General features: G+C 55.3%; 15 protein-coding genes. 4 read left to right on the top strand and 11 right to left on the bottom strand.

Going from position 1 to position 15590, the window contains the following annotated elements; genetic code table 11:
- The first annotated feature begins 347 nt into the window (after nt 1-347).
- Both HW273_RS05765 and HW273_RS05760 read left to right on the top strand, forming a co-directional pair.
- Nucleotides 348-1238 (top strand): LysR family transcriptional regulator, encoded by an 891-nt coding sequence (locus tag HW273_RS05765; RefSeq protein ID WP_179010869.1) that lies wholly within the window; start codon nt 348-350, stop codon nt 1236-1238.
- Nucleotides 1239-1355: 117 nt separating this feature from the next.
- A complete protein-coding gene (locus tag HW273_RS05760; RefSeq protein ID WP_179010868.1) occupies nt 1356-2201 on the top strand; it encodes an Mrp/NBP35 family ATP-binding protein in 846 nt (281 codons plus the stop codon).
- A 191-nt stretch (nt 2202-2392) separates the two neighbouring features.
- Here the strand turns inward: HW273_RS05760 and HW273_RS05755 are convergent, their stop codons facing one another.
- The 11 genes from HW273_RS05755 to HW273_RS05705 form a co-directional block, all read right to left on the bottom strand.
- On the bottom strand, nt 2393-2686 hold the full coding sequence (locus tag HW273_RS05755) for an HPr family phosphocarrier protein (protein WP_179010867.1): 294 nt from the start codon (nt 2684-2686) through the stop codon (nt 2393-2395).
- Between the two features lie 127 nt (nt 2687-2813).
- Entirely contained in the window at nt 2814-3512 is a 699-nt protein-coding gene (locus HW273_RS05750) for an epoxyqueuosine reductase QueH (RefSeq protein WP_179010866.1), read from the bottom strand.
- An 82-nt stretch (nt 3513-3594) separates the two neighbouring features.
- Nucleotides 3595-4743, bottom strand: a complete 1149-nt coding sequence (rpoD, locus tag HW273_RS05745; RefSeq protein ID WP_179010865.1) for an RNA polymerase sigma factor RpoD — start codon at nt 4741-4743, stop codon at nt 3595-3597.
- A gap of 32 nt (nt 4744-4775) precedes the next feature.
- Nucleotides 4776-5072, bottom strand: a complete 297-nt coding sequence (locus HW273_RS05740) for a DUF308 domain-containing protein (protein ID WP_179010864.1) — start codon at nt 5070-5072, stop codon at nt 4776-4778.
- The gene (gene argF / locus HW273_RS05735; protein WP_179010863.1) at nt 5069-6094 is read right to left on the bottom strand and encodes an ornithine carbamoyltransferase; all 1026 of its coding nucleotides are present in this window, start codon (nt 6092-6094) and stop codon (nt 5069-5071) included. The genes HW273_RS05740 and argF overlap by 4 nt, the downstream gene beginning before the upstream one ends.
- 93 nt (nt 6095-6187) lie before the next feature.
- Nucleotides 6188-6967 carry a TrmH family RNA methyltransferase gene (locus tag HW273_RS05730; protein WP_179010862.1) on the bottom strand — a complete coding sequence of 260 codons (780 nt, stop codon included), beginning with the start codon at nt 6965-6967 and terminating at the stop codon, nt 6188-6190.
- Nucleotides 6968-7165: 198 nt separating this feature from the next.
- A complete protein-coding gene (locus HW273_RS05725) occupies nt 7166-9160 on the bottom strand; it encodes an NAD(+) synthase (protein WP_179010861.1) in 1995 nt (664 codons plus the stop codon).
- 302 nt (nt 9161-9462) lie between these two features.
- Nucleotides 9463-10926 (bottom strand): IMP dehydrogenase, encoded by a 1464-nt coding sequence (gene guaB, locus HW273_RS05720; RefSeq protein WP_179010860.1) that lies wholly within the window; start codon nt 10924-10926, stop codon nt 9463-9465.
- Between the two features lie 110 nt (nt 10927-11036).
- Nucleotides 11037-11531: a hypothetical protein gene (locus tag HW273_RS05715; protein ID WP_179010859.1), complete on the bottom strand. Its 495-nt coding sequence runs from the start codon at nt 11529-11531 to the stop codon at nt 11037-11039.
- 215 nt (nt 11532-11746) lie between these two features.
- On the bottom strand, nt 11747-13369 hold the full coding sequence (gene groL, locus HW273_RS05710) for a chaperonin GroEL (RefSeq protein WP_179010858.1): 1623 nt from the start codon (nt 13367-13369) through the stop codon (nt 11747-11749).
- Nucleotides 13370-13389: 20 nt separating this feature from the next.
- Nucleotides 13390-13677, bottom strand: coding sequence for a co-chaperone GroES (locus tag HW273_RS05705; protein WP_179010857.1), 288 nt, complete (start codon nt 13675-13677; stop codon nt 13390-13392).
- Nucleotides 13678-14019: 342 nt separating this feature from the next.
- Between HW273_RS05705 and HW273_RS05700 the strand changes: the two genes are divergently transcribed.
- Nucleotides 14020-14547: a nitroreductase gene (locus HW273_RS05700; protein WP_179010856.1), complete on the top strand. Its 528-nt coding sequence runs from the start codon at nt 14020-14022 to the stop codon at nt 14545-14547.
- Between the two features lie 252 nt (nt 14548-14799).
- Nucleotides 14800-15477 carry a guanylate kinase gene (locus tag HW273_RS05695; protein ID WP_179010855.1) on the top strand — a complete coding sequence of 226 codons (678 nt, stop codon included), beginning with the start codon at nt 14800-14802 and terminating at the stop codon, nt 15475-15477.
- Nucleotides 15478-15590 lie beyond the last annotated feature (113 nt).

Here is a 15590-nt window from a genome sequence, read left to right as displayed (position 1 = left end):
TCCGTCTCAATTTCAGGAAAGCACTGCGTCTCCCATGCCGAAAGTCCGCTGCCGCAAATTGCAGGAGTTCTGCTCGATGCTTCGCTTCTCCGGAGCCTTCGCATCGCCTTGTGTTCATACCTGTTATCCTGTCAGATGACAGAATATCCGCTCATGCAAACATGGCTTCCCATGTCGGCTGACAGAGACTTGTATATAAATCAGTGCTTTCTTAAAAAATTAGTATTTACATCTTAATGGACGGTCTGCTATAATTCAAATATATGTTTTTGATAAATACCATAAGCTCAAGTAATGTATCAAATGGCATTTTCATGGCAGTCTACGGCGGAAGACAGGAGGAAATTATGGAACAGAATCTTTCCGGTTATAAGATTTTCTATGAGGTTGCCAGCTGCGGCAATATCTCCAAAGCAGCGAAGAAGCTCTATATCTCGCAGCCTGCGATCTCGAAGTCCATCGTAAAGCTGGAGGACGGATTGGAAACGAAGCTCTTCAAGCGGAATTCCAGAGGCGTGACGCTCACGGACGAGGGCGCGATGCTCTACGAATATATTAAAGAGGCCTTCGAATCCATCAATACCGCAGAGACAGAGCTGCGCCGGATAAAAGAGTTCAATATCGGACATATCCAGATCGGGGCCAGCACGACGCTCTGCCGCTATATCCTGATGCCCTATCTGCAGAGGTTCATGGAGCAGTATCCGAACATCCGCGTCTCGATCGTGACGCAGGGCTCCGCGCAGACACTCGCACTGCTGGACAGCCGCAAGCTCGACCTCGGACTCGCTGCGGAGCCGAAATCCGTACACGCCGAGCTCCACATCCGGAAGCCGATGCAGATCCATGATATTTTCGTCGCAACTCCACAGTACCTCGAGAATCTCCGCTCCATCTGCGGCCCGGACTTCCAGATCTTCGAGGAAGCCAATCTGATGCTGCTGGATCAGAACAATATGTCCCGCCGCTATATCGACGAATACTTCAAGGAAACCGGCATCGAGCCGATCCAGATCCTCGAGGTCAGCACGATGGATCTGCTGATCGAGTTTGCCAAGGTCGGCATCGGCGTCTCCTGTGTCATCCGGGAATTCGTGCAGGAGGAGCTTACTAAGGGTACACTCGTCGAGCTTCCGCTTCCTGCTCCGATTCCGCCGAGGAACATCGGCTTCATCTTCAATCCCTCCAACACCTCGAAGTCTCTGAACTGCTTCCTCGAGACGCTGGATACAGAATAAGCAGCCGGTTCGGACACGAAATTCTGTATTTTTCCGAGAGCGGCCCTGTGCCGCTCTTTTTTTTCCTCTTAAGCTATGCTAGAATGGAGCTTCACTTAGGTTGAAAGGAGTTTATATATGGCAGAAAATCAGAACCCGGACAGCTGCAACAGCAACTGCAGCTCCTGCAGCAGCGACTGCGCTTCCCGCAGGGCGATGCAGAAGTCGAAGCTCGCGGACGGCTGCAGCGTAAAGAAGGTCATCGGCATCGTTTCGGGCAAAGGCGGTGTCGGCAAATCCACCGTCACCTCGCTCCTCGCCTCCGGCGCCTGCCGTGACGGCTTCCGCACCGGCATTATCGATGCGGATATCACCGGCCCCTCTATTCCGAAGGCCTTCGGTCTTGCCCATGACGGTATCGCCGTGACAGAGGACGGTAAGCTGATGATCCCGGATAAAAGCGCCAACGGTGTAGAGATCATCTCCACCAATCTGCTGCTCGAGAATGAGACGGATCCGATCATCTGGCGCGGCTCCCTGGTCGCCAGCGCCGTCAAGCAATTCTGGGAGGAGGTGCAGTGGAAGGACATCGACTTCCTCTTCGTGGATATGCCGCCGGGAACCGGCGATGTCCCGCTCACCGTCTTCCAGTCCCTTCCGGTTGACGGGATCGTGGTCGTGACCTCGCCGCAGGAGCTGGTTTCCATGATCGTAGCGAAGGCAGTAAACATGGCGCAGAAGATGAATGTCCCGATCCTCGGGCTGATCGAAAATTATTCCTATATGCAATGCCCGCACTGTAACGAGCGGATCAATGTCTTCGGCGAAAGCCATATCGACGAGATCGCCGCAGAGCATGGGCTCAAGGTTCTGGCGAAGCTGCCGCTCGACCCGAAAAATGCGCAGTACATGGACTGCGGCGCAGTCGAGTCCATCGACCTCACTCCGATGCAGAAAGCGATCAGGGCGGTCGAGTCGCTCTGATTGCAGCGAATTTGCACGATATCCGCCGGACAGAACACAGGCTGCCGGGTCTTACAAAAGCGTCTCCGGGGACACCCCATGGCGCACAAAGCATGAATAAACCTGCATGTGATAAAGCATGTCACATGCAGAACCGCAAAAAGGGGGCTCCGGAGAAATAAAACCACTTCTCCGGAGCTCCCTTTCTCCAATCATATCCTGTCAAAATAAGAGGCGTCCGTCCCCTCTCCGAGACCGGATTCGATCGCCGCGACCACCGCCGCAAGCGCCTCCTCCTCGTCCGGGCCGCTGCACTCCACGATGACTGTCGCCCCCTTCTTCACCCCCGCCGCCATAACGTTCAGAACCGACTTTCCGACGATGTCCCGCTCCCCGTAGTGAAGAATGATATTGCTCTTAAACTTGATGCAGGTCTGCGTCAGGACACCCGCCGGTCTGAGATGCAGTCCCGATTCATTGATTACCTTTACTGCTTTGCTGATCATATATCATTCTCCTCCCGTCCCGAAACCATATGATAAACTCACATGTGATAAATCCCATTATATTATCGTATAAGCTTGCGCTGCACAGAAGCTCATACAATAAACTACACCACAGCCTGTATATTTGTCAAGAAAGCGCCCGCCGCTTCCGCTGCGTCTCCGCCTTCGAAAACTCGCAGCCGCAGTAATCCTGCCGGTAGAGCGCATACTCCCGAGACAGCTCCGTGGAACGGAGATAGCCGCCCTTTTTCTTGAAGTCCGAAGGGAGAAAATGAAGCCCCAGCTCCTCCGCGATCCGCATACCGATCTCATTCAGGATCTGTGCATCCTTCATCGGGGAAATCGTCAGCGTCGTACAGAAGTAATCAAACTGTGCATCCATATCCGCACATCGGTTATGCTCTCGGAGCGCCTCCGCGGTTCTCCGAAGCCGCTGCTCATAGCACCTGAGGCAGCGCTTCCCTCTCTCCGGCTCCCTCTCCAGTCCCCTCGCAATCTCCAAGAATTCCTGATGACGATACGCCGGAACCAGCAGCTCGATCCCCGAAAGTCCCATTTCCGAAAGCAGTCTCCTGAGCTCCGCGGCACGGTAGCGAAATTCCTCCTCCGTCATAATATTCGGATTATAATAGTAGATCGTGATGCGGAAATACCTCGCGATTTGTTCCAGCACGGCGCTGGAGCAGGGCGCACAGCAGGCATGAAGCAAAAGCCGCGGTCTCCTGCCGACCTGCTCCTGAATCAGCCTCTCGAGAAGCAGCGCATAGTTCTGCCTCTGCTTCGGCTTTTCCGCCGCTCTCCCTCCCTGCTTCTCTCCTTCCTTCATTCCTCTTCCTTCTCTTCCTTCTCTCCCTGCTCACTCTGTCACTGAAATCCATGCCCTCACGCGAAGAAAAATCATCGCTTTCTCAATTCAGGAAATCACGAATTCGCTTCGAACGCATCGGATTCCGAAGCTTTCGGAGCGCCTTCGCTTCGATCTGCCGGATCCGTTCTCTCGTCACCTTGAATTCCCTCCCGACCTCCTCGAGTGTCCGCGGATGTCCGTCCGCCAGCCCGAAACGCAGGATCAGCACCTGCCGCTCCCGTTCCTTCAGATCCCGCAGCAGGAGATCGATATGCTCCCGCAGCATGACGCTCTCCACATTGCCCTCCGGTGTCAGTACATTGGAATCCGCGACGAAATCCCCGAGATTAGAGTCGTCCTCCTCCCCGATCGGTGTTTCCAGAGAAGCAGGCTCCCGGGCAATCTGCATGATTTCCTGCACCTTTTCCTCACTCATCTCCAGCGCTTCTGCAAGCTCCTTCGTAGAAGGCTCATAGCCAAGCTCCAGCGTCAGCCTACGCTGCATTTTGGACAGCTTGTTGATCGTCTCGACCATGTGTACCGGAACCCGGATCGTCCGTGCCTGATCCGCCAGCGCCCGCGTGACGGACTGCCGTATCCACCAGGTCGCATAGGTCGAAAGCTTGAAGCCCTTCTCCGGATTGAACTTCTCAACCCCCTTGATCAATCCGAGATTCCCCTCCTGCACGAGATCCAGAAAGCTCATGCCGCGTCCGGTATATCGCTTCGCGATGGAGACCACCAGCCGAAGATTCGCCTCGATCAGCCGCTGCTTCGCATACTCGTCCCCCTGCTCCTTCCGTATCGCAAGCTCATATTCCTTTTCAGCAGTGAGCAGCGGCACCGTCCCGATCTCCTTCAGATACATCCGAACCGGATCCTCGGTGCTGACGCCCTCCAGCAGCTCCACCGCATCGAAATCGATCTCGGACGCTTCCTTGTCCTCCTCCAAAAAGATATTCTCGTCCGGCGGTTCCAGCTCCTCCTCTGTCTTCCCGCTCTCCATTTTCCGGATCTCCGTTTCGTCTACGACCGGATTGACATCGATCCCTCTACGCTCGAAGAGCCGCTCCAGCTCCGACAGCTGCTCCTCGTTGAGACCCGCATCCCGAAATGTCTCCGCGATCTCATTGGCATCAATAGAATTCTTGTTTTTTTTTGCTTTCCCACACAGTCCTTCGATTCTCCTGAGCAGCTCTCCCCTATCCAATCCAGACCTCCTTCTATCAAAAGCGATATCTCCTAGCTCCACACGCCGACCGCCGCTATGATGCCCAGCACGAATATTACGATTCCCAGAATCAGATCCCGCAGCCCTCCGGACTTCCATTTTTTCTCATGCTCGACATTCAGAAAGCTGTAAACCGCATTGCTGAAACGCATCGCCGCCGCCACAAAAAAGATCAGCGGAAACAGTACCATGTTTTCCTCCGGATTCAGAAACGCCATCACTGCCATCACCACGAGAACCACTCCCAGTACAATGTTGACCAGCAGCAGCGTGAAGGAATCCCCTCTGGATCCATTTTTCACCCTCATTCCGCACTTTTCCCCCCGAGCGTCGCATATATTACCGCCTTGATGGTGTGCATCCGGTTCTCCGCCTGCCGGAAGACATGCGACTGCGCAGACTCAAACACCTCGTCCGTCACCTCCATTTCGCTGATGCCGAATTTTTTCTCTATCTCTTTGCCAATGCCGGTTCCCGCATTGTGAAAGGCGGGGAGACAGTGCAGAAAAATACAGTGCTCTCCGGCAAGCTCCATCGCCGTCCGATTGACCTGATACGGGGAAAGATCCCGAATCCGCTTTTCCCAGACCTCATCCGGCTCTCCCATGGAAACCCAGACATCCGTGCAGATTACATCCGCAGCCCCGCAGCCCTCCCGGATATCCTCTGTCAATGTGATTTCCGCGCCGGATTCTGCGGCGATTTCCTCACATTTACGGCGCAGCTCCTCCGACGGGAAATACTCCCTCGGACAGCAGGCGGTGTAGTGCAGCCCCATCTTCGCACAGGCGACCATATAAGAATTTCCCATATTGTACCGGGCGTCTCCCATATAGCAGAGCTTCCTGCCCCGGAGCGTGCCGAGCTGCTCCTCTATCGTCATAAGATCCGCCAGCATCTGCGTCGGATGAAACTCGTTCGTCAGCCCGTTCCACACCGGAACCGAAGCATATGCTGCGAGCTCCTCCACGATTTCCTGTCCGAAGCCGCGATACTCAATGCCGTCGTACATCCCGCTGAGCACCCGCGCGGTATCCGCGATTGTTTCCTTCCCGCCGATCTGCGTCCCGCTGGGGCCGAGATAGGTAGAGCCCATCCCGAGATCAGAAGCCGCCACCTCGAAGGCGCAGCGTGTCCTAGTCGAGCTCTTCTCGAAGATCAGGGCGATATTTTTCCCGGGAAAGCTGCATTCATGCAGATGCTGCTTCCCTGCGGCTATCCCCGCCTTCTTCTCTGCCTTCAGCCTGTGCGACAGATCCAGAAGATATCGGATCTCCTCCGGCGTGAAATCCAGAAGCTTCAAAAAGTCCCTGCCCTTCAGCTCTGCCATATTCCCTCCTCACATTGTAAGCCCATGCCGAAAGCCTCGGTGCCAATCAGTCCTGCGCGCTGCTCCGCTGCTCCGAAGCGCTCGCCTCCCGAACTATTTTCCTGCCTGCCGCTGCCGCAGCGTCTCGTACAGCAGCACTGCCGCCGCTGCCGCCGCGTTCAGGGATTCCGCGTCTCCCTCCATCGGAATCCGGAGGTAGTCCGTCGCCCTCTCTGCGAGCGCTGTGCTCAGCCCGCTGCCCTCATTCCCGATCAGAAACGCGGTTGGCGTTCGAAAGCTGTAGGAATAACAGCTCCGTTCCGCCCTGAGATGCGCCGCGTAAACCCTCACGCCCCTTGCCTTGAGCTGCTCCACCGCGGCAGGAAGATCCTCCACGATCCGAAACGGCATACGGTAGAGCGCCCCCATTGTAGCGCGTACCACCTTGGGCGAATAGACATCGGCACAGCCTTGATCCATCACGATCCCCGTCACGCCTGCCGCCTCCGCGGTTCGGAACATTGTCCCCAGATTTCCCGGATCCTGTATCGTCTCCAGCAGGAGGAAGAAATCACCGCGCAGCTTCTCCGCCTCCTTCATGCGAACGATGCAGAGAATGCCCTGACTTGTCTTCGTGTCGGAAATCTGCTCCATCAGTATCCTCGAAAGCCTGTAGACCCTTCCGGCAGACTCTATCTGCGAAAAGCCCTGCGGCAGACGTCCCGCGTAGTCCTCTGTCAGGAAAATACGCTCGATCCGTTCCGCCGGAATCTCCTCGCAAAGCCGCTCTCCCTCCGCCACGAAAAGTCTGCGCTCTCTCCGAAGCCTCGGTTTCCTCAGGAGGTCGCGCGCCTCTCTTACATATTTATTCGATATAGATGTAATTACCTTCAAGCTTTTCCTTTCAAGCGATTTATGGAAGCACTGATTTATTCATGACGCATATACCCGTTCCTTAGGCCATCAAAAAGACGCTTTCATTCAGGGTATCACGCCTATTGGCAGAAACTCCTCCCAACTTTAATCAGGGCTTTCTTAGCTGTATACCGGCATATTATCCAAATATATGCAACAAAATAAATATTTATACTTTTAGAGCATTTCCAGTTCCATAAGCCAGCGGGATGAAACAGCGTCGCTCGGCATACGGAGATCTCCTCTCGGGGACACTGCCACAGATCCCACCTTCGGGCCATCCGGCAGGCAGCTCCGCTTGAACTGCTGGGAAAAGAATCTTTGATAGAATACCCGCAGCCATTTCAGAATGGTTTCTCTGTCATAGCTATGGTAGTTCAGGGAGTCGTCCTGTTCCTGTCTCTCCGGAAGCCCGCGGAGCTCCAGATTCGCCGTACTGAAGGCATAGCATGCCAATGCGCAGACCTTCCGCGGCGAGAATCCCCAGCGCAGAATCTGATAGAGAAAGAAATCATGGAGCTCATACGGTCCGACCAGATCCTCCGTCCTTTGACTGATTTTCCCCTCCTCCGGCGGCAGCAGCTCCGGGCTAACCGGCGTATCCAGAATATCCCGAAGGGTATCCGCGAGCGCTCTGTCCTCGCAGCTGTCCGCACAGTATTTCACCAGGTGACGAACCAGCGTCTTCGGCACACCGACATTGACCGCATACATCGAGATATGATCCCCGTTATAGGTCGCCCAGCCCAGCGCAAGCTCGCTGAGATCTCCGGTTCCGATCACGATCGCCCTTTCCGCATTCGCAATGTCCATCAGAACCTGTGTGCGCTCCCGCGCCTGTGCATTTTCATAAACCACATCATGCTTCGAGGGATCGTGCCCGATCTCCGCGAAATGCTCCAGCACCGCCTGCCGGATGGGGATCTCCCGAAGTGACGCATGAAGCCGATCCGTCAGCAGCACGGCATTATGATAGGTGCGATCCGTCGTTCCGAAGGCCGGCATGGTGATGGAGAGAATGTTCTCTCTGGGAAGCCCCAGAAGGTCGAAGCAGCGCGCTGCGACAAGCAGCGCCAACGTGGAATCCAGCCCTCCGCTGATCCCGATCACTACCTTTTCCGCATGAATATGCATCAGCCGCTTCTTGAGACCTCTCGCCTGAATATTCAGGATCTCTTCACATCTCTCGGCACGAAGGCGTTCGTCGCCAGGCACGAAGGGATGCGGGTCAACGAAGCGCCGGAGAGAAACATCCCGCAGCCCCCGCAGAGAGAAGCGGATCTCACGGTAATTGTCTGCGGCAGACGGCGGGCAGCTGTTTCTGCGAAGCCGCTCGTGACAGATCCGCTGGAGATCGATGTCCGCATACTGCACCGCAGCCGTATAGAGCGGATTCTCGGAGAGCACGGCTCCATTCCCGCAGATCATGCTCTGTCCGCCGAATACCAGATCCTGCGTCGATTCCCCCTCTCCTGCGCTGGCGTAGATATATGCCGCCAGAAGACGCGCGCTCGTCGCGCGGAGCAGCTCACGGCGATACTGCTGCTTGCCGACCAGCTCGTCCGAGGCGGAGCAGTTCGCAAGAATCACCGCTCCTGCAGCCGCATGCGCAGTGGAGGGTGTATCCGCCACCCAGACATCCTCACAGAGCTCCGCCGCGAGGCAGAGCTCCGGCATATTCTCCTCCCGGAACAAAAGCCGCATCCCAAACGGCACCGAATAGCGTTCTCCGCTTCTCCGATCAAGGAAATCGATTTCCCGCGGCTCCTCCGCCCCTGCCGTGAACCAGCGGAGCTCATAGAACTCTCCATAATTCGGGAGGTTCTTCTTCGGCACGAAGCCCAGTACTCTGCCGCGGCACAGCACCGCCGCAGTATTGTAGAGCTTTCCTCCGGTATAGAGCGGATAGCCTAAGAAGCAAAGCAGAGGAAGCTCCCGACTCCCCTCCAGAATCCGGGAGAGCGCCTCCTCCGCGCCGTCTCGAAGCGCCGTCTGCCAGAACAGATCGGCACAGGTATAACCGCTCACAGCAAGCTCCGGGAATACGATCACGCCGGCGCCCGCCTCGCTCGCCTCCCGCATACTGCGGAGGATCTCCTCACTGTTGTATTCCGTATCAGCGACCCGCAGACTCGGTGTCGCTGCCGCTACGCGGACAAAGCCCTCCAGCATTCTTTCGTCCTCTTCTCATTTTATAATTCGGATTGCTCCACTGCTTCGCGATTCCCGTAATCCCCCCCTATTCCGCACTTTCGTGCCGCTGCCGCGCCGCTTCGTGCTTCATATGGGGCGTGTCGTAAAGTCTTCCTCCCACCTGGATGCAAGCATCCCATGGGATCAAACTTTCGACACTGTAGTTATATTATACCACATCTTAATAAGCCAAAAAAGATCAGGCCGAAAAGTCTGATCTTTTTTCGAAATTTCTCAAGGCTCGAAGCGCAAGGCTCCGCACAAGCCGCAGGCATCCGGCATTAAATGCTGTCTGAGGAATAGTTTGGTGCCTCCTTCGTGATCTGGATATCGTGCGGGTGGGACTCCTTGAGAGATGCCGCCGAAATCCTCACGAACTGGGAATTCTTCTGCAGGAGCGTGATATTTGCCGCGCCACAGTAGCCCATGCCTGCACGGAGACCGCCGATAAACTGGAAGATCGTGTCCTCCACCTTGCCCTTATATGCTACGCGTCCCTCTACGCCCTCCGGGACGAGCTTCTTCGCGCCCGCCTGAAAATACCTGTCCGAGGAGCCGTTCTTCTGCCGCATCGCACCCATAGAGCCCATGCCGCGATAGACCTTGTACTTTCTTCCCTGATAGAGCTCAAACTCTCCCGGCGCCTCGTCGCAGCCCGCAAAAACCGAGCCCATCATCACTGTGGAGCCGCCTGCCGCGATCGCCTTCACGACATCGCCCGAATACTGGATACCGCCGTCCGCAATAATCGGAATGTCATATTTGTCTGCCACCTCGAAGGCATTCATCACCGCAGAAATCTGCGGTACGCCGATCCCCGCCACGACGCGGGTCGTACAGATCGAGCCGGGACCGATCCCGACCTTCACGCAGTCCGCACCTGCCTTGATCAGCGCCTCTGTCGCCTCTCCGGTCGCTACATTGCCGGCAATGAGCTGAAGGTCGGGGAACTTCTCCTTCAGCATCCGGATGCAGCGAATGACATTGCCGGAATGCCCATGCGCGGAATCCAGAACAACGACATCGACATGCGCCTTGATGAGCTCTGCCGCACGCTCCACCACATCCTGCGTGATACCGAGCGCCGCGCCGCAGAGCAGTCTTCCCTGATGATCCTTCGCTGCGTCCGGGTACTTCATCTGCTTCTCGATATCCTTGATGGTGATAAGCCCCTTCAGATTGCCCTCCGCATCCACGATCGGAAGCTTTTCGACCTTGGCGCGGGCAAGAATTGCCTTCGCCTCGTCGAGCGTCGTACCCTCCCGCGCCGTCACGAGATGCTCCGAGGTCATACATTCCCGAATCTTCTTCGTATAGTCCTCCTCGAATACGAGGTCGCGGTTCGTGATGATGCCGACAAGCTTCTTGCCCTCCGTGATCGGAACGCCGGAAATTCGGAACTTCGCCATCAGCTCATTGGCATCCCGGAGTGTATGATCCGGACTCAGGAAGAACGGATCAGTGATGACGCCGTTTTCAGAGCGCTTCACCATATCCACCTCTTCCGCCTGCTGCTCGATCGTCATATTCTTATGGACAATGCCGATCCCGCCGCAGCGCGCCATCGCAATCGCCATCTGATGCTCAGTAACCGTATCCATTCCCGCAGAGAGGAACGGGATATTCAAGCGGATGCTGTTTGTAAGCCGCGTACTGATATCCACCGCATTCGGAACCACATCTGAATACTGCGGAACCAGCAGCACGTCATCAAAAGTAATCCCATCCCCGATCATTCTTGCCATCTTTTCCCCTTTCGACGCATTCAATGTGAAGTATATTTAGAAGTCTCTGACGCGGCCTCCTGAAATTTTCAGATACTATAACACACGTTTTTTTCAAAATCAACAGGATATCACTGCATCTTCACCTTGGACGGACTGTGGAAACGCAGCTCGCGCAGCAGCTTATCCGTCATTTCTATGTAGCAGCACTGCTTCTCCCCGCCGCGGGAAAAAATATAGGCATATTTCAAATTCTCCGGTCCATTCCCGGAGAGATCCATGACCCTGCATGGACTTCGAAGCGCATCCCTTGCCGTACTGGAGCTCTTTGGCGCTATGAGGATGAGCTCTTCGGCATTTGTTTCGAGCTTCTTTCTGCGCCGCGACCTGTTCAGCACCATATCCACGGTAAAGTTTCCCGCCATATAGAGGTATTCGTATTCCACGCTCGCATACAGCCAGACAAAGTAGCTCAGTATCCCTGCGAGGAGCAGCAGGAGCAGCCCGGGAACGAAGCGAAACGCCGCCAGAATGCCGAAAATATCCAGTACAATGCAGAGAAGCTTCAGTATCATGAAATAGCCGGGATCCTTCCGCTTCACGAGATGCTCAACATAATTATCCATTTTTCCTCCTGTGCTGTCCGTATGGTAATGTCCTGTCCTTTAATTATAACAAAAGAAGCGGGGGACTGTCCACCCGCTCCTATATGTCATGTGCGCTCCGAGCTTGCCCGGGTCGTGTTCTATCCGGAAGACATCACACGATTTCGCTCCGCGAAACAAGAGGCTTCGCCTGCTGCCGGGCACAGACTTACGTTTTCTTTATGGAAACGCAAGTCTTACATCATCCCCATGCCGGGGTTGCCTGCCGGCATCGGCGGTACCGGCTCCTTGATATCGGCCACCACAGACTCTGTGGTGAGGAGCGTAGAGGCTACGGAAGCTGCGTTCTGCAGCGCGGTTCTGGTCACCTTCGCCGGATCGAGGATGCCTGCCTCCATCATATCCACATAGTTCTCCTTATAGGCATCATAGCCCATTCCCTGTGCGGACTCCTTAACCTTGTTGACGATCACCGCGCCCTCGACACCGGCGTTCTCCGCAATGATGAAGAGCGGAGACTCAAGTGCCTTGAGAATGATCTTCGCACCGGTCTTCTCGTCTCCATCCAGCGCGTCCACAACCTTCTGCACCGCTGCCTGCGCGTGGATGTATGCGGAACCGCCGCCGCTGATAACACCCTCCTCTACTGCGGCACGGGTCGCATTAAGCGCATCCTCCATACGGAGCTTCGCTTCCTTCATCTCGGTCTCGGTAGCCGCGCCGACACGAATCACTGCTACACCGCCCGCGAGCTTTGCCAGTCTCTCCTGCAGCTTCTCTCTGTCGAAGTCAGAGGTCGTGGTCTCGATCTGTGCACGAATCTGCGCCACACGGTTCGCGATATCCTGCTTGTCGCCCAGTCCCTCTACGACCGTAGTCTTCTCCTTCGTAACCTTGACAGACTTCGCGCGTCCGCACATATCAACCGTAGCGTCCTTGAGATCGAGTCCGAGCTCCTCGGAGATCACCTGTCCGCCGGTCAGGATCGCAAGATCCTTCAGCATTTCCTTCCTTCTGTCACCGTAGCCAGGCGCCTTGACAGCGACTACATTGAAGGTACCGCGGAGCTTATTCACGATCAGCGTCGTGAGCGCCTCGCCCTCGATGTCCTCTGCGACGATCAGCAGCTTTGCGCCGGTCTTGACAACCTGCTCCAGCACCGGAAGGATGTCCTGAATATTGGAGATCTTCTTATCCGTGATCAGAATGAACGGATCATCCAGCGCAGCCTCCATCTTCTCCATGTCGGTACACATATATGCGCTGACATAGCCGCGGTCGAACTCCATTCCCTCTACGAGGTCGAGCTCGGTATGCATGGTCTTGGACTCCTCTACGGTGATAACGCCGTCCTTGGAAACCTTCTCCATCGCGTCCGCTACCATCTCACCGACTGCCTCGTCTCCTGCGGAGATGCCGGCAACCTTCGCGATCTGCTCCTTGCCCTTAACCTTGGAGGACTGCGCCTTGATGGACTCTACCGCCGCATCCACAGCCTTGCGGATACCCTTCCGGAGAACGATCGGGTTTGCACCCGCCTCCAGGTTCTTCATTCCCTCGGTCACGATCGCCTGTGCGAGCACCGTAGCGGTCGTCGTACCGTCTCCTGCCACGTCATTGGTCTTGGAAGCGACCTCCCGTACCAGCTGCGCACCCATATTCTCATACGGATCCTTCAGATCGATCTCCTTCGCGATCGAAACGCCGTCATTGGTAATGAGCGGCGCACCGTAGCTCTTGTCCAGAACGACATTTCTGCCCTTCGGCCCGAGCGTAACCTTCACGGTATCCGCCACAGCGTCTACACCAGCCTGCAGAGCCTTTCTCGCTTCTACGCCATACTTGATTTCCTTAGCCATTTTTCTATCCTCCACTCCTCTTACTCTACAATCGCCAGAATATCATTCTGCTTCACAACGGTATACTTCTTTCCGTCAATTTCGACTTCGGAACCGGCATACTTGGAAAAGATCACATGCTGCCCGACGGAAACCTGCATCTTTACCTCCTTGCCGTCGATCACGCCGCCCGGGCCTACCGCGACCACCACCGCCTGGCCCGGCTTCTCCTTATCATCCTGCCCCGGAAGCACGATCCCACTCGCGGTGGTCTCCTCCATCTTCTCCTTCTCGAGAACGACTCTGTCAAACAGCGGAATTAACTTCATTCTGAACCTCCTATGTCTGCTTTTATATCTGAGCTTATACTCCAAATCTCCGTCCCTCTTGGAACTTTCTGTATTATATCCCCTTCTGTTAGCAGAGTCAATACTAGAGTGCTAATTTTTTTAGGAAATAAGTGACAATTCGCAACAGTTCAGGCAGGCAGAATTTTATGACTGATACGATAATGAAAAGCTTGCTCTCAAGGGGAATATCAGGCATAAAGATTTATGTAAGTAAAAATACAAGCCCGAGAATGTGCGCCCGCGCTTGTTGTACGATTCTACCAATGCTACAATATATCTCAGATTATTGAGGACAAGGTTTCGGATAAGGAGGAATCCGCCATGAATGAGATCATCAGAGCAATGGAGGAACGGCGCAGCATCCGCAGATTCAAGCCCGATATGCCGCCCAGAGAAACGCTGGAGCAGATCATAGAAGCCGGACTGTATGCACCAAGCGCCAAGGGAAAGCAGTCGACGATCACCGTCGCCGTCACAGACAGGGCGATGCGGAACAGGCTGTCCCGCACAAACTGCAGGATCGGCGGCTGGCAGGAGGATTTCGACCCCTTCTTCGGCGCGCCGGTCATATTGATTGTTCTCGCCGATAAGAGCTGGGCAAACCGAGTGTATGACGGAAGCCTCGTCATGGGAAATATGCTGCTCGCGGCGCATTCGCTTCATCTCGGCAGCATCTGGATCCACAGAGCGCGGGAAACCTTCGAGCTTCCGGAATATCAGCAGTGGCTGAGGGAGCTCGGCGTCGAGGGAGAATGGGAAGGCATCGGTCACTGTGCTGTCGGATATATGGACTGCGCGCTGCCGGAAGCAGCAGCACGAAGAGAGGGCAGAGTATTCTGGGCGGACTGATGTCTCTCCGGCACACTCTTCGCATAGGAGCTGCTCCTCCCTGCGGCACAGTCGGAGCGATCAGCTCCGGATCGTCCCGTCCGTTCCCATGCGGATGCGCCGAGATCCCCCCTTTTTTTTAAGAAGAAACTCATTTTGCAAAGTATTGACAATTGAAATTTATTTCCTTTTCGTGTATCCTTTAAGTAATCAACATACCTGATGCAAACGGGTTTTTAAAGCGGCTGTTCATCATTTTTCAGGAGGCGGTTTATGAATCACGAGAAGGAGTATTTCAAGAAGGTCGCAGAATATGGTCAGTTGGTTATCCTCGCAGGGCCGGACGCGGTAGGGCGGAGAACCGTACTCCGGCAATATCTGGCGCAGCATCCCAATGCAACGCAGTGTACTACCGTCACCACCCGGGAGCCCCGTGAAAATGAAGTGGATGGACGGGAGCATTTCTTCATTTCTCACAAGGAATTCGACCAGATGATCCGCACACATCAGCTGATTGACTATCATTACTATAAGCGGAACGGCTACGATACGCCGATCAAGCCGATTCTGGATGCCAGAGCCGCCGGGCACAATGTCCTGCTGCTCGAGGATGTGGAGGATGCAATGCGCGTCCGCTCCCGTATCCCGGACTGCACGCTGATCTTTCTGATGTCGCCGACCTGGGATGAGCTCGAGGAACGGATCCGTGCCCGCCACGGGCAGGATCCCGAGGCGCTGAACGCCCACATTCTCCATGCACAGGAACAGATCCTCTGCGCAGGGCAGTTCGATTACATCCTTATCAATGACTGTGTTGAAAAGACCGTACGGCGGCTGGGTGAGATCATCCATGGGAATCGCTACAGCAGAAACAGCATGAAGGCATTCGTCGAGAGCTATATCGAGAGTGAGATCCACTCCGATGTCGCGGACATTCTGAACCAGCTGTAGCAGAAGCGCTGCAGCGCAGGGAAATCCTCCGCGCTTCGGCGAAGCAGGAAATAGGAATGCAAATCATAAGCGCTTCGCAGGGAAACTGCTGTCAAAAACCGGAGAGACTGCCT

Origin of the sequence: Oribacterium sp. oral taxon 102 (assembly GCF_013394775.1) — a bacterium.
GTDB lineage: Bacteria > Bacillota > Clostridia > Lachnospirales > Lachnospiraceae > Oribacterium.
The sequence above is the reverse complement of the archived record's forward strand: the minus strand, read 5'-3'. Positions and strand labels throughout refer to the sequence as shown.